The sequence below is a fragment of the Streptomyces sp. NPDC052079 genome (assembly GCF_040680275.1).
In the GTDB taxonomy this organism is placed as follows: Bacteria; Actinomycetota; Actinomycetes; order Streptomycetales; family Streptomycetaceae; genus Streptomyces.
The window spans coordinates 81833-102948 of record NZ_JBFAWL010000014.1; the positions used below are offsets into that span (position 1 = coordinate 81833).

Here is a 21116-nt window from a genome sequence, read left to right on the forward strand (position 1 = left end):
TCGAACCGGGGCCGTCAGGGTGCACCCGGAGCTGACCCGTTCGGCCCCCGGCCGGGCGGGGACAGCGCGTCCGGGAAGCCTCGATGCGCAGGCCGCCTTGCGGGCCCGGCACCGCGGTCAGCGCCGCGCCGTGGGCGTCGGCAACGGCCTCAGGACCGGTGACAAGCTGGAACTCGGCCGGATCGAGGCGGATGAGTCCACCGGCCAGGAAAAGGTGTCCCGTACACGGAGTTCACCGTGGCCGGCATCTACCGTGACTCCGCCGACCAGGATCCGGAGTACCTCACCCCCGCCGGGAACGGCGTCATTGCCCCGATCGGGGCCGCGGCCACGTACCTGGACGGCGCGCACAACAAGTCGGCGACGGTCAGTCATGCCACCTTCACCCTCCACGATCCCGACGAGCTCGAGGCGTTCGAGAAGCAGGCGGAGGACAAGGCGGGCGCCGAACTCGACGGTTTCGTCTTCCGGATCAACGACAAGGCCGTGCGGCAGATGACCGGTCCGCTGACGGCCGTCGCCTCCTCCGCCACCGCCGCCATGTGGCTGACCGGCGTCGCGGGCGCCGGGGTGTCGGCCCTGCTGACCACCCTGGCGGTCAAGCAGCGCCGCAGGGAGTTCGGTGTGCTCCTGTCGATGGGCGAGCGGCGGTGGAAGCTCGTCGCCCAGCAGGTCACCGAAATCATGGTGGTCGCCGCACTGGCCGTCGGGCTCAGTTCGCTGTTCGCCGAACAGCTCACGCAGAAGGCCGCGGGTTCCATGGTGAGCAGTGAGGCGGACACCGCGCGGAAGCAACTCGACGCCTGGGAGCCGCCGCCGCCCGGCTCCACCGGCCTCAACGAGGGCATCGAGAGGGACGACCGGCCGGTGGAAGGCGCCGACCCCATCGACGAGATCACCGTCCGGCTCGGCGACGCCGCGCCGGCCGGCGTGGCCGGCGTGGGCCTGGGCATCGGACTGCCGGCCACCGCTCTCCCCCGCCGCGTCCGTCCTGCGGCTGACCCCGCGCACCATCCTCTCGAAGGGCAAATGACCATGACCAGTACCATGCCGACCGCCCCGCCGGTCCTGCAGATGACCGGGCTCAGCCACAGCTATGCCGGGCAGGCGCGCAGGACGACCGTGCTGAGGCAACCTTCTCCAGCAGTTCCAGGGCACGGGACTTCTTGTTGCGGACCTTGACGCCGGTGATCTCCATGGCGGTGCTGACGTTCTGCGCCGCGGTCCGACAACGAGTGGGGCTTCTCGAACCGTGTGATCGACACGCTTGAGCTCCTGGCCGCCGGCTGACCGGGCGCCCGCGCTTGTCTCACCGAGGCCGTCCCGTGCCGTGCGGGTCCGGGGCGGACTCGGCCGGTCTGCGGCGGTTGCCGTGCCAGTCCAGTATCAGGACCGTGGCGTCGTCCTTGAGGTTGCCATGGCAGGCGTCGAGCACGGCGCCGGTGAGGCTTCGAACGGCTTCTCTCGGATGCAGGGGGCGGGTGTCCAGGGCGAGCGCGGCCAGGTCGACGGCTGCGGCACCGCGCTCCTGCATGCCGTCGGTGAGCAGGATCAGGCGGTCTCCGGGCAGCAGTTGCAGTTCCTGAAGGCGGTACGGCATCGGGGCAGCGACACCGAACGGCAGGTTGACGGCGAGTGCCAGTTCTTCGACCCCGCCGCCGCGCAGCCGTATGGGCCGGGGATGACCGGCGTTGACCAGTTCGCAGCGGCCCGTGTCGAGATCGACGCACAGCAGCTGCCCGGTGGCCAGGCCGCGGCTGTGACGCAACAGGGCCTGGTGGGCGTGGTCCGCCTGCTTGAGAGCGTCGCAGCCGCTGCGGCGCGCTCGCCGCAGTGCCCCGACCAGCAGGGTGGCCAGCAGGGCCGAGTTGGTGTCGTGCCCCATGGCGTCGGTGACGGACAGGTGCAGGGTGTCGCGGTCGAGGGTGTAGTCGTAGGTGTCGCCGCCGATGTCGTCGGCGGGGACCAGCCCGGCCGCAAGGGTGAACTGGGCCGCCTCGCAGCAGGGGGCCGAGGGAAGCAGCTGGTGCTGGATTTCCGCGGCCAGGCTGGTCTCGGTGGTGCGCCCGCCCAGGTGGTAGAGGTCGGTGAAGCGGCGGTCCGTGACGATGATGTAGGCCAGCGCGTGGGCCGCGTCGCGGACCTGCCGGAGCACGGTGTCGTCGGCGTACTGCAGGGTCACTTCCAGCACGCCGATGCGGTCGCCCCGGTTGGTGACCGGTGTGATGACGCGCCGTCCACCCTGGCGGTCCGGTTCCACGTGCTGGCGCTGCGCCCGCAGTACGCGGTCGTAGACGCTGCCCTTCAGGTCGATCGGGTCGTCGGGGTCGCCCGTGTCACGGCCGGCCGCGGTGAGCCGTACCAGCCGCTGACCGACGAGGTCGACGAACAGGAACGACACATGCTCCGCACCGAACCGCTTCTGCAGATCATCTGCCACCACGTCAACGGACTCACCGGGCGGGGCCGCCTCCGCGGCGGCCAGCAACTCGCCCAGTTCCACGTCTCCACCCGTCACAACAACCTCCCGTCGGCTGCCGCATCGTTTTCCCCGAGTTCCGGCGGTCTCACCCGAAGCGCCCGTCGTGGCTGGTCAGGGCGGCTTACCCGGACCGGTGCGAGCGGGCGCCCTCCCTCGGCGGCGTACATGACGTGTCCCGACAGGCGCGTGCGTCGTTGGCTGGGCGGAACCTGCGTACTCCGCCGCTCTTGAGGAGCCTCGTGGTCAGTTCACACCCGCCGTCCGTCGGCCAGCAGCCGGCGGTGGTGCTGCGCGTCCTGGCCGTCCGCAAGGGGTTCGGCTCCCGGCAGGTCCTGCGCGGGGTCAGCTTCGAGGCGCGGGCGGGACAACTGCTGGGCATCGTCGGGGAAAACGGCGCCGGCAAGACGACCCTGCTGCGCATCCTCAGTGGCGACCTGCGTCCGGACGGTGGACACGTCGCCCTGGTGGGCACACGGGGCTACTGCCCACAGCACCCCGTCCTCGACGAGGAACTGACGATGCGCCAGCACCTGCGTCTGTTCCAGGTTGCCTACCGTCTCCCGAGCCCGAACAGCGCGCTCCGGCTGATCGACAGGCTCTCCGCGGCCGACTATCTGGACGCGCAGGTGAAGATCCTCAGCGGGGGCACACTGCAGAAGCTGAACCTGGTCCTGGCCTTGATGCACGACCCGGACGTCGTGCTGCTCGACGAGCCGTACCAAGGCTTCGACTGGGACACCTACCTACGGTTCTGGGACCTCGCCGAAGAGCTGAAGAACCGCGGACGCACCGTGATCATCATTTCCCACCTCGCCCACGACACCGAACGCCTCGACGTCCTGCACCATCTGCACGACGGTCTCCTCGACCCCTCTCCCACGACGGACACCACATGAGCGCCTACCTGGTCGCCAGCCGTTACGCCCTGCTGGCCATGGCGAAGAACCGGCTGGCCGCTGTGCTGCTGATCGTCTTCATCCCGCTGTGGATCACCGTGGCCAAGACCCTGACCACGCCGAAGACCTTTCCCTTCCGATTGCGCGCCACCGGAACCTGGCTGCGCGCGGGCGGTGACGAGATCACGATGATCAGCGGCTCCCTGAACGCCGTGTCCCTCCTCGTGGGATTCCTGATGTTCAGCGCCGCGCGCCGCACCAGGGCCTTCGACCGTCGCCTCACCGCGGCCGGCTATCCCGCAACGGCCCTCATGGGCGCCAAGCTCACCACGCTGGTGGTCGCATCCGTGCTGGTCAGCGCCTACGCCACCGCCTGGATGCTGCTGTTCTGGACACCCCTGCAACCCGCCCTCCTCGGCGTCGCGGTCCTGGCGGTCTGCCTGGTCTACGGGGCCATGGGCATGTGTCTGGCGCTCTTCCTGCGCGGCGAGGTGGAGGGGCTGGTCACGATCATCATGACCAGCATCATCGATCTCGCGCCGCAGAGTCCCGTCGCCAGCACCACCGCCAACAAGCCCTTGGTGGAGTTCCTGCCGAGCTACGGCTCCCTCCAGACCAGCCTTGCCGCGGGCTTCACCCGGGACGTCATCTTGAGCCCTCTGCTGCATAGCGCGGCCTGGCTGAGCGTCATGATCACCACGGCGCTCGTCGCCTTCGCCATCCACACCCGCGTCTATCAGCCGCCGCCACTCCGGGACGACGGGTAGGGACTCCGTCCGGGTGCCGCCCTTCCACCCGGCCGGCGTGCGGGCACCCCGGCACCCCACACCCGCCGAGGCTGCCGGCTGCCTCCTTCGGCCCGGACCTGGTGTGTGAGACCTTCTTGCAGGGCAATCCTGCGGGCACGCCCCGCGCCGGAACGCCCCACCTGCCCGCCTCAAGACGGAGACAAGAGGGAGAACCGCATGGAGCCCACGGAACTTCGCCGGGCAGTCGAGGCAGGACGGGCGACCGCTTCAGAGCTGGGGCTCCAGGTCGACGACGTGGTCGTGGTGCACAACTCCGACCGCGTCGCGCTGCGTCTGAACCCCTGCGGCGTGCTGGCCCGGTCGCGCCTTTGGGGCAGCTTCCCGATGCCGAGTTCGAGGTGGAGGTGGCTCACCGCCTCGCCGACGTCGACGCTCCGGTGGCCGAGCTCGATCCTCGAGTCGAGGGCCGAGTCCATCTGTGTGACGCCTTCGCCGTCTCCCTGTGGACCTACTACGACTCCGAGGGGCCGAAGATCGCGCCGGCCGACTACGCGGACGTACTCCTGCGCCACCACGCCGCGCTGCGCCGGGTCGACTTGGAGGCGCCGCACTTCATCGATCGAGTCGCCGTGGCACTCGGAGAGGTGCGGATCAGGGAGCGCAGCCCCGAACTACCCGATCCCGACCGGGAATTGCTCACGGGCACGCTCAAGGGGCTGAGCGCCGAGATCGGCAGCGCCGCAGCCGGCGAACAGTTGCTGCACGGCGAGCCGCATCCCGGCAACCTTCTGAACACCGCGAGAGGGCCCCTTTTCGTGGACCTCGCCACGTGCTGCCGTGGGCCGGTCGAGTTCGACCTCGCCCATGCGCCCGAGGAAGTGGGACGGCACTACGCGGGCGCCGACCGGGACCTGCTCCACCGCTGCCGCGCCCTGAACTGGGCGTTGTTCTGCGCCTGGCGCTGGCGCGGCAACGACCAGATGCCTGACGGGGATCACTGGAGAGCCGAAGGGCTCGACAGGCTTCGTGCCGCACTCCCACACTGAGGGGCGCGATCCCGGTTCGCCGGTCCCGCGCACGGCAAAAGCGCCTGTCAGTGCGGGGCATGAAGCTGACGCCTCTCCTCGAGGACGTCGATGGTGCGCATGCACTGGGGCCCTTCGGAGTCCTGCTGCGGACGTTCGAGGACTTCCGCTACATCGGTGACCACACCGGCACCGCCCGCACCAGCACCGACGACACCGCCGCACCCTCCGCGGTGCTCCTCTTCCGCGCGAGGGCGGGCGGGAAGGAGATCCACGGTGTCGACCTGCTGCACTTCGACGAGGACCGGCCGGATCAAGGAGTTCACCGTCATGGTCCGGCCCCGGTCCACCGTGCACGCCTCGGCGACGCCGTACTCGCCGGCCTCGTCGAGGAGGGCCTGGCCCCTGCCCCCGCCCGCCGACAAGTGTATTGACCCGCAGGGTTGTTCACATGGCATGACCGTCCGGGGCCGCCGCGACCACGCCCCTTCGACGTGTAAGATCACGTGTTCCTGATTGCCCCCACCCACCTCAGGAGGCCCCCCATGCACGGCAGTTCGGGCTTCACCTTCTCCCGCCGGGCCCTCATACGCACCGGCGCCGGCGCCTCGCTGGCGGCACTCGGACTGGGGGTCGGCGCCCAGTCCGCTTCCGCCGCGGTGGGCGCCACCAAGCGGTTCGATCTCACGCAGCCGTCGTACGACCTGTTCCGGTCCAAGAACACGCACGGTCCCCGGGTCCAGCAGAGCTTCGCCTTCGACTGGGTGAACAAGTTCCTGTTCGTGGCCACCAAGCGCAGTGGCAGCGCCGAGTCCGCCGGTGACCTGTGCATCAACAAGATGGACTTCGACGGCAATTACCTGTCGTACATGCACCTCAACGGCTTCGGGCACGGCGTGGCCTTCGCCGCGCTGCCCAGCGGTTCCGGCACCGAGCTGTGGATCGAGTGTGCCGCGAACGGCAACGGGTACGGCACGGCCCTCGCCCCCATCCGTTACGCCGCCAACAGCACCCTGGGCTCACCGGCGGCCTCGGCCGCGTACCGGCCGATCTCCGGGGCCACCGAGTACACGTGTTCCGTCGACCCGGTGCACGAGCGCATGATCGTCCGCTACCACACCAGCGCCGGCAAGCGCGTCGCCGTGTACCCCCTCTCCGCCTTCCGGACGCGTAACTTCGGTTCGCCGCTGGTCGACTTCAAGCAGCCGGCCATTCCCGGGACTCCGCAGGGGTACACCCTCTACGGCTCGTACATGTACTTCCTGACGGGTGACGCGTACCCCGGCGACGGCAGCCCCTCCGGCGACGGCAACTCCTACGTCACCAGCATCGACGTCAACACCGGCACCGTGAAGCAGGGCCCCGTGCTCACCAAGGCGGGCTCCACGCTCCACCACCGCGAGCCCGAGGGCCTGGCGATCTACCGCACCGACGCCGGCGAGGCACGCCTCTTCATCGGCTTCGCCACCGGCGTGGAAGGCGACCGGCGCTCCAGCATCTTCTACAAGAACGCCCTGGTCTGAGCCAGGCCCGCCCCGCGGCGCTTGACCCTCACGTGACGTCAGAGCGCATGGTCGGTGGTGTGGAGGAGCAGCTGACCGTGGGACGCGTGGCCGAGTTGGCCGGTGTGACCGTCCGGACCTTGCATCACTACGACCAGATCGGACTCGTGCGGCCGTCCGCGCGGACGGCCGCCGGGTACCGGGCCTACTCGGCCGGTGACGTGGAGCGGTTGCGGGAGGTGCTCGCGTACCGGCGGCTCGGCCTCGGGTTGCGTGAGATCGCGGACCTGGTGGACGACCCGGCCGCCGACGCCGTCGCGCGCCTGCGCCGGCTGCGCGGCCTGCTGGTGGAACAACGCGACCGTGCTGCCGCCACGGTGACGGCCATCGACAGGGAACTGAAGGCACGGGCCATGGGGATCAGGACGACGCCGGAGGACCAACTCAGGGTGTTCGGCACGCAGTTGTACGACACCATCGGTTCCGCCTACCCGGCGACGCGGCGCACCGAGCCGAGGATCGCGGCGAGGGTCTGGGACGCGCTCGGGGACGCGCGTACGGTGCTGAACGTCGGCGCGGGCACCGGCTCCTATGAGCCGCCCGACCGGGACGTCACGGCGGTGGAGCCGTCGGCTGTCATGCGGGCGCAGCGTCCGGCCGGCGCGGCGCCGTGCGTGGCCGCCGCCGCGGAGAAGCTCCCGTTCGGGGACCAGTCCTTCGATGCCGCGATGGCGTTCAGCACGGTGCACCACTGGCAGGACCCGATCGCCGGCCTGCGCGAAATGCGGCGCGTGGCCCGCCGTGTGGTCGTGTTCACGCACGATGACAGTGACGCCGGATGGCGTCACCGCTTCTGGCTCACCCGCGACTACCTGCCCGAGGCCGCCCGTCTGGTCGCCGGGCGGCCCCCGGTGAACGAGCTGGCCCGTGCGATCGGTGCGCGCATGGATCCCGTGCTCATTCCGTGGGACTGCGCCGACGGCTTCTTCGAAGCCTATTGGCGCCGGCCCGAGGCATACCTGGAGGAACGGGTACGCCGGGCGATATCGGTCTGGACCCGGGTCGGGCCGGAGGCCGAGCGGCGGGCCGTGAACGCACTCCGTGAGGACCTGGACTCCGGTCGGTGGGCCGAACGCAACCGTGATCTGGTGGCTCTCGACGCGGCCGAGCTCGGCCTCCGACTGCTTGTTGCCTGACCCGTCATGCAGGAAAACCCGGCCGCGTGGGGTTGCCGTGCGCGTGAGGCCTGCCGCGTCACTCGTTCTCGTCGTCGCTGCGGGCGCGGCCCGGTTCCTCGAGAAGTCGGGTCTCCAGGCGGTAGTCAACGGTGACGTCGTGGTAGTCCTCGCCGGGGACGACCTTCTCGGGCAGGTTGTCACGGTCGCTGCGGCTGAGCGACGCCCGCTCGCCGGTGCCGGTGAAGCGCACGGCCGTACGGGGCTCGTCGGTGAAACGCAGGCGCTCGGCGCGGACCGTCGATCGGAACGAGATGTCGGGCGGCACGGGGCCGCCGGCCGTTCAGGGCGGTTCCTGCCCCTCTTCTTCGTCGGCACGGCGGCGATGGGGCCGTGGGGCCGGTTTCCCGCCCTCCGTGCGGCTCCGGCGCCTCCCGGCGGGGGTTCGCGTGGGGGCGTTCTCGTCCCTGCGGCGGCGCTCCGCACTTCGCTTGGCCGCACTCCGTTTGGCCGCGCCGGCCCGGCGTGCGGTCTCCTCCGTCGCGGCCTCGTCGTCCGCGGCGGCGCGGTCGCCCCCCGGGGGCTCGTCCCCCTGCGCTTCCGTCGCGCGTCCGGTTGTGTCCGCCGCGCTCTCCGTGGCGTCACCCGCCGCACGGCCGGTCTCCTCGACGGCTGCGGGGCCCGCCTCGCCGCCGACGTCCTCCACTGCTCGTCGGGTGCCGCCGCCGACGTCCTCCACCGCCCGTCCGGTGCCGCCGCCGACGTCCTCCACTGCCCGTCCGGCGCCCCCGCCCACTTCCTGCACCGCCCGTCCGGCGCCGCCACCGACGTCCTCGACCGCCCGTCCGGCGCCCCCGCCCACTTCCTGCACCGCCCGTCCGGCGCCCCCGCCCACGTCCTCAACGGCTCGGCCGGCTCCCCGGCCGACATCCGAGACCGCGGACTTGGCACCCTGGCCGACGTCCTCGACCGCCCGGCCGGCACCCCGGCCGACATCCGAGACCGCGGACTTGGCACCGTGGCCGACCTCCTCCACAGCGCGGCCCGCACCAGTACCCAGCTCGCCCACCGCCTGGCGAGCCCCACCGCCGATGTCCCGCACGGCGGAACCCAGGCCCCGTGCCAGTTCGATCAGGATCTCCGGATTGCGGTCGATCGTGGTGAGCACGCGGTCGATGATCGCGGCGACATTGTCGAGACGCACGTCGAGCAGGGCCTTTGCCTCCACTCCGTGAATGCCCAGGTGGACCCGGCCGAGGCCGACGTCGGCGCCCACATTGAGCTTCAGCAGATCCAGCACTTCGGCCTGCAGCGAGACATGCGCCCGAAGATCCTCGACGTCCAGGGTGATCTCGTCGACCTTCACGAGGGGTACATCGAGATGGACGTCCGGATACATGTCGGAGGCGGCGGCCTCGTCGTACGGCCGAGGCTCGGCGTACGCCTCGACGTCGTCGGCTCCGCGCTCGTCGTCGTACGGCTCACTCGCTTCGACGGCAGCCTCGTCGTTCTCGGTGTCGTCATGCATGACCGCACCTCCCGGTTCACCGGCCCGCACTTTCCATCTTGCGGGATGACGGGGTTCAGCGCGCGGTCGGGGGCCGGCGGTGAGGCGTAGGGCCGACGTCAGCGGTGCGTCAATGGCTGCCGGCTGCCGCTACTTGATCAGGGCATTGGCCCCGATGATCACCAGCCCGATGAACATGTCGCCGGTTGCCGCCCGGAGCGACGCCGGCCATCCGCGGCCCGCGCGACGCGCCGTCCAGGCCCCGCCGACGGCGAGGAGCAGGGTGTTGACCAGCAGCGCCGTACTCACCGCCGTGCCCTCGGTCCACCAGGAAGGCACGGCGAACAGCAGGAGCACGAAGGTGGGGACGGCCGCGGCGACGACCGGCCACTCGGCGAGCATGGCGCGCAGGCCGACCCTGATGCCGCTGCCCTCCGCCGACATCCGGTGCGCGAGAACGTGGGCATAGCCGTGGGCCGCCGCGGCCGCCACGGCGGTGAACAGGACCCAGACCGCGTCCGATCCGGGGTCGGTCTGCTCGTCCGGCGAGTCGAGGGCCGCTGCCAGCGCGCTGGCGAGGACGAGTCCGTAGACACCGCTGATCACTCCTTGTTCCGGCGAGGGCCGGCCCGCTGCCTGCGCGCCGGCCGGACGGGGAGAACGGTGGGCGGGGTGGTGCATCGTTACGGCCTTCGGTGGGAGGAGCTGGAACAGGGCGGGACGGCTGCGCATGCGGCCGGCCGGAACCTGGCCGCACGCGTGCGCCGTGCTTCTGGATCAACTTCAGTGACGCGCGGAAGCAACGCCCGGTCCCGGAGCCTGCTCCATTTGCCCGACGTGCGGGAAGCGGGGCCGGCCGGCGATTGACCTCAAGCGGACTTGAGCTTCTAGGTTCGTTCCACAGCCGCCGGAACGACCGGCGGTCCCTTCCGAGGAGGTTCGCCGTGGCCGAGCGCCCTGCCGGCATCGAGGTCCCCGACCGCTACCACTTCGCCGTGATCCCGCACATCATGGTCGACGACGCCCGTTCGGCGATCGACTTCTACCAGCGGGCGTTCGGTGCCCGTGAGGACTTCCGCCTCGATTCCCCGGGCGGCGGGGTTCTGCACGCCGAGATCACCATCGGGTCATCGGTGCTGATGCTCGGGGACGCGAGTACGGACGAGGCGGAGACCGGCTCCTTCGCCTCGCCGGCCTCCCTCGGTGGAGGCACCTCCGTCACACTGCATGTCTTCGTGCCGGACGTCGACAGCCTGGCGGAGCGCGCGGAGGCCGCCGGTGCCGAGATCCTCCAGCCGCCGACGGACATGTTCCACGGTGACCGGACCGTCATCCTCAAGGATCCCTCGGGTCACATGTGGGTCTTCCTGACCCACCTGGAAGACGTCTCCGAGGCGGAGCTCCGGCGACGCCTGGCCACCGTCGAGTGACCGGCGGAACGTACCGGCCCGGTCGGATCGGGTGACTTCGCAGAACTGCGCGATGCGTGAGCGCACTTGGCGCATCAGACAGCTGTCCTCGATGCGGTGGAGGGGGGTGAGGCCCCCGCGCCGGTCAGGGACCCATGCGCGTTGATTACCCGTCAGTTCTGTACGGCGCCCGCTGTTTCCTGCCACCCGATCCTGTTATGAGTTGCGATCCCGGGAAACACGGATGTCGTACCGACAGCAACAGGGAGGCTCTGAGATGGGCATCATCGCGTGGATATTCATCGGCCTGCTCGCCGGGGCCATTGCCAAGGCGCTCATGCCGGGCAAGGACCCGGGCGGAATCATCATCACCATGCTCATCGGCATCGCCGGAGGACTCCTCGGGGGATTCCTCGGCAAGGTGATCTTCGGGGTCGACTCCATTGACGGATTCTTCGACCTCTCCACCTGGATCGCGGCCATCGTCGGATCGGTCCTTCTCCTGGCGCTGTACCGCGTGTTCACCGGCCGCGGGCACGGGCGCGGACATCGCCGCGGCCACGTCCACGCCTGACGGAACCACGGTCGGCACAGTCCGGCACAGCTAGTCCGACCTGCCGTTTTCCGAGCGCCCTCGTCCTGGGACGAGGGCGCTCACGTCCGTGTGCCCGGCCCTGGGAGAGCCCGCCGAAACGAACCGGCGTACACGGGTGCGAAGAGGAAAGGACGGGGCATGCGGCAGGTGCAGAGATTCTTTTCCTACCCCAAGGGAGCACGGTTTCATGGCCGAAACTTCGGACGTCGTCGAACTCATCCTCCAGGACCACCGGCGAATGGAGGACCTCTTCCGTCGGATGCGAAGTGTCGAAGCCGATCGGGCCGCCGCTTTGCACGAGTTCGCACACCTGCTGATCGCCCACGCACTGGCAGAGGAGAGCAAGGTGTATCCCGCTCTCAAGCGGTACAAGAACATCGACGACGAAGAGGTGGAGCACGGGGAGCACGAGCACGACGAAGGGAACAAGGCACTGCTGGGCTTGCTCGAAGTGCGGGACGTCGGCAGCGAGGAGTGGGACGCGAAACTCGAGGAACTCGTCGAGGCCGTGACCCATCACGCCGACGAGGAAGAGCGCACCATTCTCAACGGCGCCCGGGAGAACGTGGCGATGGAGCGGCGCGAGGAGCTGGGCGCGGCCTTCCTGGAGGAGCGTGAGCGCCGGCTGAAGGACGACTGCGGCTCCGTGGAGAACGTGCGCCGGCTCGTCGGTGACTGAGCGCACCCCTCTCACCTCCTCCAGGATGGACCGAGGACGCCTGCGGACGACGGGTCGGCAGTGCGGCTTCGCGTCGGACCGCCGGGAGGCACCGTGGACGGGCAGGGGCAACAGGGCACCGCAAGGCTGCGCTGCCTGGTCACCGGTGCGTCGGGGTACATCGGAGGGCGGCTGGTGCCGGACCTCCTCGAGGCCGGCCACCGGGTTCGGTGCCTGGCCCGCTCCCCCGGCAAACTCCGCGACCACCCGTGGGCCCCGCATGTGGAGACCGTACGCGGCGACGTCACGGACGCCGCTTCCGTCGCCGAGGCGATGGACGGCATCGACGTCGCCTACTACCTCGTGCACGCCCTCGGCACCGGCGCGCACTTCGAGGACACCGACCGCCGCGCCGCCGAGGTGTTCGCCGCGCAGGCGCACGCCGCCGGTGTGGGCCGAATCGTCTACCTCGGCGGGCTGACACCGCGTGGCGTGCCCGAGCGGTCCCTGTCGCCGCACCTGCGCTCCAGGGCCGAGGTCGGGCGCATCTTCCTCGAGGCGCCGGTGCCCGCCACCGTGTTGCGCGCGGCGGTCGTCATCGGGTCGGGGTCGGCGTCGTTCGAGATGCTGCGCTATCTGACCGAGCGGCTGCCGGTGATGGTGACACCCAGTTGGGTGCACACCCGCACGCAACCCATCGCCGTCCGCGATGTGTTGCGCTACCTCGTCGGGTCTGCCACCATGCCCGCCGACGTCGACCGCGCCTTCGACATCGGCGGGCCGGACGTCCTGACCTACCGGGACATGATGCGCCGCTATGCCGAGGTTGCCGGCCTGCGGCAGCGGATGATCATTCCGGTCCCGGTACTCACCCCGGGTCTGTCCAGTCACTGGGTCGGTCTTGTGACCCCGGTGCCGGCTTCCATCGCCCGCCCGCTGACGGAGTCGTTGCGTCATGAAGTCGTGTGCCACGAGCACGATATCGCCCGGTACGTGCCCGACTCCCCCGGTCGGCCCCTCCCGTTCGACACGGCTCTGGCACTGGCCCTGCGGCGTGTCCGGGAGGCGCAGGTGGCCACCCGCTGGTCCTCCGCGTCCGTGCCCGGGGCGCCCAGCGATCCCCTGCCCACCGACCCCGACTGGGCCGGCGGCAGTCTCTACCGGGACGAACGGCAGCGACCGGTCGCCGCGTCGCAGCAGGCGCTGTGGAAGGTGATCGAGAGCATCGGCGGCGACACCGGCTGGTACTCGTTCCCACTCGCCTGGGCGGTACGGGGCCGGCTGGACCGGATCGTCGGCGGCGTCGGACTGCGCCGCGGACGGCGCGACGCCGAACATCTGCGGGTCGGGGACTCGCTGGACTTCTGGCGTGTCGAGGAGATCGAGCACGGACGGCTGCTGCGGCTGCGGGCGGAGATGCGCCTGCCCGGCCTGGCGTGGCTGGAAATGCGCGCCGAGACGGACGCCGAGGGCCGCACACGCTACCGGCAACGCGCCCTCTTCCACCCACGGGGCCTCCTGGGTCACGCCTACTGGTGGGCCGTCTCCCCCTTTCACGCCCTCGTCTTCGGCGGCATGGCCCGCAACATCGTCCGGGCAGCGGCGAAGGGTGCGAGCACACCCGGCCGCGTGCCCGAGGTAACGCCGTGACCGTCACGATCGCTGCCGATGACGGACCGGCGACGCTCGCCGTGTCCGGGCGCGTGTTCACGCGGGATCGGGGCAAACGGTCACCCACGGACCGGCCGGACCGGCGTCCCCATCCTTGATTCTGGAGGCCTTCATGATGGTCATCGGCATCGTTGTCGTCTGCGTCGTCATCGCTGTGCTCGCGTTCTTCGTCCCGCGTCTCTCCCGGCACCCGCAGAACGGAACGCAACGGGTGCTCGGCGTGGGTTCCCGCGCCGGGTCCAGGGCTCCGGGGCCGCTGGGTCGTCTCTTCAGCAAGCCGTTCCGCTCGAGCTCCCGCGCCGTCGGCCGCAGTGGCTCCGCGGGCCGGCGTGCGCGCGGGCGGCTGCCGTTCTGACCTCCGGACGCCGCGCCGCGCGCGGTACGGGTCGGTCAGGGCTTGTCGGCCTGTGCGTTCGCCGCTTCGCCGGCCCGTGTTCCGGGGATGCGGGTGCCGGTTTCCCACAGGCACCAAGTCGACCACAGCAGGGCGACGAGGAAGGCCGCCAGCAGCCCCAGCAGCACCACCGTCTGCCGTGCCGAACCGCCTCCCTGCAGCGCGGTCAGCAGCAGACAGGAGGTCCAGGCGACGACACCTCCCCCGTAGAGCGCTCGCAGCTGTCGCAACTGACTCGTCCTGTCCAACGTCACCCTCCCGGCCGTGCCTGTCACGTTGCCCTGCCGGTACCCCCGTCTCGCCGCTTCACCGCTCGCAACCGCAGCGGGTCTTGCAGCCGGGTGGCGCCCGCAGTGCATCAGCGGGGCGCGGGGCGGGTGCCGACGCGCAGGGCCAGGAGGGCGACGTCGTCGTCGTTGTCGGCCGGCCGCGCGCGGCTGAGCAGTTCGTCGGTGAACATCTCCACCGGCCTGTGGGCCAGGGACGCGGCATTGCGCCGCAGCCGTTCCAGGCCGTCGTCGATGGAGTGACTCGGTGATTCGACGAGTCCGTCCGTGTACAGCACAAGCGTGGAGCCCAGCGGCAGTATCTCCGCGGCGTCCGTACGCGGCCGGTCCGTGCCGGTGCCCAGGAGCATGCCGCTGCCCTCCGTGAGGTACCGGGCAACGCCCTCGTGAGTGACCAGCAGCGGTGGCGGATGGCCCCCGTTGGTCCACTGCAGCTCCCACTGCCCATTCTCACCCGCTGTCAGGGTGGCGAACACGAGCGTGGCCATGGAGACGTCCGTGATGCGGAGTACCGCCCGGTCCACTCGTTCCACGACGCGGCTGGGCGGCTCCTTCTGGGCCCAGGCGTAGGAGCGGAGCACGTTGCGCAGCTGGGACATGCCCGCTGCCGCGTCGAGATCGTGTCCGGAGACGTCGCCGATGACCAAGGCGGTGGCGTTGTCCGCCAGGGCGAAGGCGTCGTACCAGTCACCGCCCACGTGAGAGGCGTCCGGCGCGGGCAGATAGCGGGACGTCATCTCCAGCCCGGCCACGCGCGGAAGCTGCGGCAGCAGGTACCGCTGCATGGTCTCGGCGACCTTGCGCTGCCGCTGGTAGAGGCGGGCGTTGTCCAGGGCCAGGCCGGCACGCCGGGTGATGTCCTCCAGCAGGGCCAGATCGGCGGGAGCGAACTTCTCGGGGCGCTCGGACCGGCCCAGGGTCAGGGCCCCGAGAACCTCGCGGAGGCCCCGGATCGGTGCGATGGCCGCCGAGTGCATGCCCGTGGCCTCGAACAGACGGCGCTGCTCGACGGCGATGCCCGTGTCGGGGGAACGGTCGTAGGTCTGCGGTTCGGCGATGGTCGAGGCCACGCCCCGCAGGGCCCGGGACAACGGCATCACGGACTCGGTGGGCACGGGTGCCATCGGCCCCTCGAGGTCCCGGCGGGACACCGGAATGCCGTTCTCCATGCGGACCACTTTGCTGCGCCACACCTCGTCGCGTTCGCTGATCAGGTCGATCACCGCCCAGTCCGCGAGGCGGGGAAGGACAAGGGAGACGAGGCGTCGCAGCGCCTCGTCGACGGAGAGGGTGGAGGTCAGCTGCGTGGTCATCTCCGCCAGCAGCGCGAGCTTGTCGAGCTCGGTCAGCGCTCCGCCACTGTGGTCGGGCCCCACCGCGGGCTCGACGTGGTCCTCCCGGGGCTGGAACAGCAGGAGCGTGGCCATGTCGTCGCTGCCCATGTCGACGGGAGCCAGCGTCCATGACACGGGCAGCAGTGATCCGTCTCCGCGCTCGAACCACTCCAGCTCGGCCTGGGCGGGACGGCCCGCCATGAAGGCCGGGCGCATGCGGCACTGTGCCCTCGGAATCGGTCCCCCGCGGGCGTTCCGGTGCAGCAGATCGTGTGCGTCGACTGCGAGGAGTTCCCCGGCGGACCGCTTCAGCAGCCGCTCGGCCAGGGCGTTGACGGCCACGATGCAGCCCTGGGCGTCCACGACGTAGGCTCCCGTGCCGAGCATCTCGAGCATCTCGCCGACCGCCTTGCCGGGGGTTGAGCCGGCCTGCTCGTCGCCGGAGGCGCGCTCATTGTTGGAAGCCGCCATTTCCCCTCCTCGCCGGCCGGTCGATCCCCAGATTTTCCTTGGATGTCCACGACCCGGGGTTCTCCTGGGCCAGGGCTACCTGAAGGCGGGACGTTCCCTTCAGCATCACACGTTCGGGGCGGTGCGGGTCACGGCCGCACTGCAGGGGCGCCCTCACGGTACCCCGCCCGCCCCGCGGGACGCGTCGGCGTGGGCCTCGGCACGGAGCCGGACCGGGCCTTGGCGCAGGCTTCCGCCGGGGCCGGCAGGACGTCCCCCTCCAGGTGCGGCGGCAGATCGCAGGGGGCGAGCCGGTCGCGAGGGGCGTTGCGGGAAGACCACGTCGAGTGGTGCGGGGTGCCGGTGGAGCAGCAGCGTGCCGTGGTGCATCTCACCCGCCGACCGGCTCGCTTTACGTCACGCACGAGGCCGCGCCGACCACGATCGCGGCGGGTTCGTAGGATGAGCCAGCGGGTCGCCAGGCACGGACGGCGGTCCACGGATCCGGGAACGGGACCGGTGCCGCGCACCGGACGCCCTCGCCCGCCTCCCTCGCCCGCAGCCGTCGAGAACCGCACCAAGGAGATCCCGTGACCGAATCGGATCAGATCTGCTCCGTCACGCCCCACCGGATTCCGTCGGGCCCCCATGTCGTCGAGGTAGTGGGAGAGCTCGACCACCAGACCGCCCGCTTCCTGTCCGAAGCGGTCAACGACGCACCGTTCGACGATCACGGGGTGGTGCTCGACCTGTCCGGACTGACCTACTGCGACTCCACGGGCATCACGGCCCTCATCACCGCCTACCAGAGGGCACAGGCCACCGGCTCACCCCTGTGTCTTGCCGGTGTCCGTCCGGACCAAATGCGTGTGCTGAGGATGGTCGGCCTCGATGAGGTGTTCACGTTCCACCCCAGCATCGACGCAGCCGTCTCCGCGTTCCGGCGGGGATGAGACCGTCGGCCTCAGACCGACGCTTCGACGGCGTCCTTGATGCGCCGGCCGAACGCTGGAGCGTCCTTGCGGGCCGCGCTGCCCGCCAGCGGCAGCAGCGCCTTGCCCAGGCCGTGGCCTTCCAGAACGTTGAAGAGACGTACTCGGGTGCCGCCGTCGGCGGTGGGCTCGAGGTCGTAGCCACCTTCGTCGGCGGTGATGGAGTTGTGCGACGTTTCGTGCCAGCGCATGCGGGTGGGCGGGAACAGTTCGCTGATCTCGAAGTCCCGCCGCGACCGCATGCCGGCGTCCTTGACCGTGCTGTGGAAGACCGTGCCCACTACGGTGTCGCCGTCGGGGCTCTTCTCGATGTCCAGCACGCGAGGGCTGAACTCCGGGTCGTGGCGGCCGTCGGCGAGGTAGGCGAAGACGTTCTCGATGGGGCGGTCGATCTCGACGACGACCTCGAACTGCGTGCTCATGGTCTCTCCCTGTGAAGACGTGCCCCGGGCCGGGCCGCGGCGCCGACAGGGTGACGACGAGGGGTGGGGAGGGGTGAGGGGAACCGGGCGGGAGGGCGTCGGCCCGAGGTGACTCATCAACCGTAACCGGGCGGCTGCCCATGCGCAGTGCGCCGGTCCGTCGTGCGTGGTCCGGCGGGCACCGGCGATCCGACGCCCGCCGGACCTGTTCAAACGTCGAACCGCTCCCCGGTGACGCGGATCTCGTACGTGTTCCACTCCCCCGGCGCGTTCAGCGCGGCGTCGCGTCGTCGAGCTCTGGTCGTCACGGTGACCACGGAGCGCGTCAGGGTGCGGAGTCAGCAGTCGGCGGCCGGTCGGGGCTCAGTCGTCGCCGGGGCGGTCGCCGGGCGGGTCCGGCCCGGCGTCCGCACCGGCCGCGGATTCCGCCCGGGGAGGGACGGGCCGCCGCAGGCTGAAGATCACCGACGTCGCCAGGATGACGACGATGACCGCGAGACTGACCGGTGAGGGAATCTCCGGGACGGTGGGGCTGACCGTCTTGTGGAGGGCCTGGAGGGTCAGCTTGACGCCGATGAAACTCAGGATGATCGCGAGGCCCACGTTCAGATAGTGGAAGCGGTCCAGCAGTCCCGCCAGCAGGAAGTACAGGGCGCGCAGCCCCAGGATGGCGAACGCGTTGCTGGTGTAGACGACGAAGAGATCGTCACTGACGGCGAGGACCGCCGGGACACTGTCGACGGCGAAGACCAGATCGGCCGCCTCGATCGCGGCGACCACCGCGAGCAGCGGAGTGGCCACGCGCTTTCCGGCCTCCTTGACGAAGAAGTGCGTGCCCGCGTACTCGTCCCGCACCGGAACGACCTTCCGGAGCAGCCGCAGGGCGACGCTCCTGCCGGGATCGAAGCCCTCCTCCTCACCCTTGAGCAGCTTGTAGGTGCTGTAGAAGAGCACTGCCGCGAAGACGAACAGCACCGCCGTGAAGCGGCTGACCACGGCGACACCGAGAGTCAGGAAGACGCCCCGGAACACGAGTGCGCCCATCACCCCGAAGAACAGCACCCGGTGCTGATAGGCACGCGGCACTCTGAAGTACGCGAAGATCACGGCGAAGACGAAGAGGTTGTCGACGGACAGGCTCTTCTCCAACAGCCACGCGGTGATGTACTCCGTGCCGGCCGTGGCGCCGAGGACGACGAAGACCACCGCGCCGAAGACCAGGGCCAGCCCCATCCACAGGGCGCTCCAGCCGGCAGCCTCCTTGAATCCGATGACGTGTGCGGTGCGATGGGCGAGCAGGTCCACCGTCAACGACACCACCACCGTCACGGCAAACACCACCCACAGCCAGGGCGGGACCTCCAGCACGCCGCTCACCCTCTCCGCGGCCCGCACCGACGCGGACCCTCACTGAGAAGTCTCGGGTATGCGATCGCACCGAGCGACTCCAGAGGACACACCGGCCGCCTGTCAGGGCGCGTCGACGGTGAGCGTGCGGCAGTACAGGGCGTCCGGGGTGCGGGAGGAGAGGAAGCGGCTGGTGTAGGCGATGCCGGCGGCGTACTCGTCGTCCGCGCACTGGCCCTTGTAGCGGCCGTGCGCGAAGTCGCCGCCCTTGGGTTGGGTGCCCCGGTTGTCGCTCCGGTCGAACCAGACCGTGCGGCCGCTCGTACCGCTGATCGCGCCGTCCGGGGCCTTCGCGCACAGGGCGGCCGAGACGGCGGCGCCGCGGACGCTGTACCCGGTGAGGAAATGGCCCGCGGGGCACTGGAGTTTGGTGTAGCCGGAGGCCCAGTCGCCGCCGGGCGTGACATACCGCTCGTCCCTGACAACCTGGTGGCCGCCGGCCGGGTTCTTCAGGGGTCCGGCGGTCACGTCGGAGCACAGGCCCCGGTTGCCCGTATGGCTGAGGCCGAGCAGGCGCTGCCCGTCGGGGCATACGGCCTTGCGGGCACCGGAGTCCCAGTCGGGCAGCGCCCGCATACGGCGTGAGGCGACGAAGTCGGCGTGGTCGGGGCTGAGCATCGACCAGTGGGCCACCGGGGCGACCGGACCGGAGCGGCCGGTGGCCTCGACGAGCCGGGTCCACGCCCCGGACCGCCAGTCGTCGCCGTCGTGGATGCCCATGCGGTGGCCTTCGGCGTCCCAGTGCAGCAGCGCCCAGCCGTTGCCCCGACGGTTCTCGTGCCAGCCGACGAGCGGCCAGTACGCGAAGTCGGCGTCGGTGCGGATCAGATGGTCGACGAAGTTCTCGAACCAGGCCCGCTGGGCGACGCCGGTCTCCTCGCGGCCGCCGACGCCGAACTCGCTGATCCAGACGGGAGCGGTGAAGTGCCGGTCCTGTTCCGCGGTGACGAAGAAGGCCTGGCGGTTCAGCACCGTGATCAGTTCGCCGGGTGAGAGGTCCTGGTAGCGGGGGTCGGTGGTCTCGCCCATTCCGGTGGCTCCGCTGTGGTTCGGTCCGGTGTAGCCGTAGAAGTGGGCGGAGTACACGAGCTTGCCGGAGTCGACAAGGGTGTGGGAGAGATGACGTGCGGGCTCGAGGGTGGGGCGCCCGTGCGCGAACCCGTCGACGGGGATGCCGGTCCAGTTGATGCCCTCGACCACGATGAGGAGGTCGGGGTTGGCCTCCGTCAGGATGCGGTCGCCGACGCGCTGCGAGGCGGTGAACCAGTCATGGTCGTCACCGAGACCCCAGTTGGGGTCGTCCCACACGGAGCGACGGACCTCGTTGTACAGGTCGGCGCCCACGACACGGTCGTTGTCCCGGTAGCGGCGGGCCATGAAGAGCCAGTCGTTCTCCCACTGCTGGGTGGACCGGCTCGCGTTCCAGCGTTCGTTGCCGTCGACGCCGCAACACCAACGGGTGGTGTTGGTGTGGTTGTTGAGGATGACCGCGAGGCCGGCGTCGGTGAGTGCGCGTATCACGGCGTCGTAGACCTGGAGCGGATTCCTTCCCCTGAGGGTGGGGTTGGCCGCCACGGCGTCGTCCGTGACGGGGCGGGTGTCGTGGATCATCTCGTTGGAGAAGGGCAGCCGGATGCTGTTGATCCCGATCTCCTGGAAGCCCGTGATGATCTCCGCCATGGGGGCGCGGTCGAGGCCGAGGGGTATCCGGTGGGAGTTCTCGCCGGCGTGGTGGTTGCCGTCCTCCTCCGCGCTGCCGCTTCCGTTCCAGGTGCCGCTGGCGCCATGCCAGTTGCCGGACCGGAGTTTGAACCGGTCACCGTCCGCGTCCACGATCCAGCGGCCTCGCGTACTGAGCGGTGCCGTCCAGGTGTCCGCGGAGGCGACCTCCGTGCGGGCCGGGGATGCCTGTGGGGCCGCCGTCGCGGAACCGGGCGTCGAGGGCGCCACGAGAAGGAGGGCGCCGAGAACCGTCCTGACCAAGGAGCCGCGCACGGTCACCTTCCCAGTCGTCATCGCACGGGATGTCATGACAGCGTCATCATGCGGCATGGGCGGTACGTGGTCCAGGCAATCCGCGCAGCCGATGGCTGAACCCTCGGCGCACCGCGCACGTAAGAGTAGAGCGGGCGGTTCCTCGCCCCCGTCGCCGAACACGTCG

The 21116-nt window shown here is 70.3% G+C and carries 20 protein-coding genes and 2 pseudogenes; 13 read left to right on the forward strand and 9 right to left on the reverse strand.

All coding sequences use genetic code 11. The features are described from left to right. The first annotated feature begins 237 nt into the window (after positions 1-237). Positions 238-1182, forward strand: a complete 945-nt coding sequence (locus tag AB0L56_RS20950; protein WP_365425227.1) for an ABC transporter permease — start codon at positions 238-240, stop codon at positions 1180-1182. A gap of 127 nt (positions 1183-1309) precedes the next feature. Here AB0L56_RS20950 and AB0L56_RS20955 read toward each other — a convergent pair whose 3' ends face one another. Further along, positions 1310-2518 carry a PP2C family protein-serine/threonine phosphatase gene (locus AB0L56_RS20955; RefSeq protein WP_365425229.1) on the reverse strand — a complete coding sequence of 403 codons (1209 nt, stop codon included), beginning with the start codon at positions 2516-2518 and terminating at the stop codon, positions 1310-1312. Positions 2519-2763: 245 nt separating this feature from the next. Between AB0L56_RS20955 and AB0L56_RS20960 the strand changes: the two genes are divergently transcribed. From AB0L56_RS20960 to AB0L56_RS20985, 6 genes and pseudogenes are all read left to right on the forward strand, one after another. Beyond that, a complete protein-coding gene (locus tag AB0L56_RS20960) occupies positions 2764-3378 on the forward strand; it encodes an ATP-binding cassette domain-containing protein (protein ID WP_361032300.1) in 615 nt (204 codons plus the stop codon). Beyond that, positions 3375-4145, forward strand: a complete 771-nt coding sequence (locus tag AB0L56_RS20965; RefSeq protein ID WP_361032016.1) for a hypothetical protein — start codon at positions 3375-3377, stop codon at positions 4143-4145. Before AB0L56_RS20960 ends, AB0L56_RS20965 begins: the two co-directional genes overlap by 4 nt. A gap of 198 nt (positions 4146-4343) precedes the next feature. Then, positions 4344-5173: pseudogene (locus AB0L56_RS20970) on the forward strand (aminoglycoside phosphotransferase family protein). Between the two features lie 104 nt (positions 5174-5277). After that, a pseudogene (locus AB0L56_RS20975) lies at positions 5278-5586 on the forward strand (nuclear transport factor 2 family protein); the annotation flags it as partial. A 111-nt stretch (positions 5587-5697) separates the two neighbouring features. Next, positions 5698-6675 carry a teichoic acid biosynthesis protein C gene (locus tag AB0L56_RS20980; RefSeq protein ID WP_365425231.1) on the forward strand — a complete coding sequence of 326 codons (978 nt, stop codon included), beginning with the start codon at positions 5698-5700 and terminating at the stop codon, positions 6673-6675. Positions 6676-6722: 47 nt separating this feature from the next. After that, complete coding sequence (locus tag AB0L56_RS20985; protein WP_365425346.1) at positions 6723-7850, forward strand: MerR family transcriptional regulator; 1128 nt, start codon at positions 6723-6725, stop codon at positions 7848-7850. A gap of 58 nt (positions 7851-7908) precedes the next feature. Here AB0L56_RS20985 and AB0L56_RS20990 read toward each other — a convergent pair whose 3' ends face one another. The 3 genes from AB0L56_RS20990 to AB0L56_RS21000 all read right to left on the reverse strand — a co-directional run bounded on the left by AB0L56_RS20990 (position 7909) and on the right by AB0L56_RS21000 (position 10017). Then, positions 7909-8157 (reverse strand): hypothetical protein, encoded by a 249-nt coding sequence (locus AB0L56_RS20990; RefSeq protein ID WP_365425233.1) that lies wholly within the window; start codon positions 8155-8157, stop codon positions 7909-7911. A 15-nt stretch (positions 8158-8172) separates the two neighbouring features. After that, entirely contained in the window at positions 8173-9357 is a 1185-nt protein-coding gene (locus tag AB0L56_RS20995) for a hypothetical protein (RefSeq protein ID WP_365425235.1), read from the reverse strand. Positions 9358-9486: 129 nt separating this feature from the next. Then, on the reverse strand, positions 9487-10017 hold the full coding sequence (locus AB0L56_RS21000) for a hypothetical protein (RefSeq protein WP_361032294.1): 531 nt from the start codon (positions 10015-10017) through the stop codon (positions 9487-9489). A 263-nt stretch (positions 10018-10280) separates the two neighbouring features. Between AB0L56_RS21000 and AB0L56_RS21005 the strand changes: the two genes are divergently transcribed. The 5 genes from AB0L56_RS21005 to AB0L56_RS21025 all read left to right on the forward strand — a co-directional run bounded on the left by AB0L56_RS21005 (position 10281) and on the right by AB0L56_RS21025 (position 14024). Continuing rightward, on the forward strand, positions 10281-10766 hold the full coding sequence (locus AB0L56_RS21005) for a VOC family protein (protein WP_361031998.1): 486 nt from the start codon (positions 10281-10283) through the stop codon (positions 10764-10766). A gap of 256 nt (positions 10767-11022) precedes the next feature. Further along, a complete protein-coding gene (locus AB0L56_RS21010) occupies positions 11023-11319 on the forward strand; it encodes a GlsB/YeaQ/YmgE family stress response membrane protein (RefSeq protein ID WP_361031995.1) in 297 nt (98 codons plus the stop codon). Positions 11320-11527: 208 nt separating this feature from the next. Continuing rightward, a complete protein-coding gene (locus AB0L56_RS21015) occupies positions 11528-12019 on the forward strand; it encodes a hemerythrin domain-containing protein (protein WP_365425238.1) in 492 nt (163 codons plus the stop codon). Positions 12020-12112: 93 nt separating this feature from the next. After that, complete coding sequence (locus AB0L56_RS21020) at positions 12113-13648, forward strand: SDR family oxidoreductase (RefSeq protein WP_361031989.1); 1536 nt, start codon at positions 12113-12115, stop codon at positions 13646-13648. 133 nt (positions 13649-13781) lie between these two features. Then, positions 13782-14024: a DUF6411 family protein gene (locus AB0L56_RS21025; RefSeq protein WP_361031986.1), complete on the forward strand. Its 243-nt coding sequence runs from the start codon at positions 13782-13784 to the stop codon at positions 14022-14024. A 35-nt stretch (positions 14025-14059) separates the two neighbouring features. On the opposite strand, the gene AB0L56_RS21030 is transcribed toward AB0L56_RS21025, so the two are convergent. Then, complete coding sequence (locus AB0L56_RS21030; protein WP_361031983.1) at positions 14060-14293, reverse strand: hypothetical protein; 234 nt, start codon at positions 14291-14293, stop codon at positions 14060-14062. Between the two features lie 128 nt (positions 14294-14421). Continuing rightward, positions 14422-16080: a SpoIIE family protein phosphatase gene (locus AB0L56_RS21035; protein ID WP_361032291.1), complete on the reverse strand. Its 1659-nt coding sequence runs from the start codon at positions 16078-16080 to the stop codon at positions 14422-14424. A gap of 644 nt (positions 16081-16724) precedes the next feature. Here AB0L56_RS21035 and AB0L56_RS21040 point away from each other — a divergent pair. Next, positions 16725-17087: an STAS domain-containing protein gene (locus AB0L56_RS21040; protein WP_361031980.1), complete on the forward strand. Its 363-nt coding sequence runs from the start codon at positions 16725-16727 to the stop codon at positions 17085-17087. Positions 17088-17098: 11 nt separating this feature from the next. Here the strand turns inward: AB0L56_RS21040 and AB0L56_RS21045 are convergent, their stop codons facing one another. From AB0L56_RS21045 to AB0L56_RS21055, 3 genes are all read right to left on the reverse strand, one after another. Then, complete coding sequence (locus AB0L56_RS21045; protein ID WP_361031977.1) at positions 17099-17548, reverse strand: SRPBCC family protein; 450 nt, start codon at positions 17546-17548, stop codon at positions 17099-17101. 363 nt (positions 17549-17911) lie between these two features. Continuing rightward, on the reverse strand, positions 17912-18916 hold the full coding sequence (locus AB0L56_RS21050; RefSeq protein WP_365425241.1) for a TerC family protein: 1005 nt from the start codon (positions 18914-18916) through the stop codon (positions 17912-17914). Positions 18917-19018: 102 nt separating this feature from the next. Then, positions 19019-20971, reverse strand: a complete 1953-nt coding sequence (locus AB0L56_RS21055; RefSeq protein ID WP_365425243.1) for a cellulase family glycosylhydrolase — start codon at positions 20969-20971, stop codon at positions 19019-19021. Positions 20972-21116 lie beyond the last annotated feature (145 nt).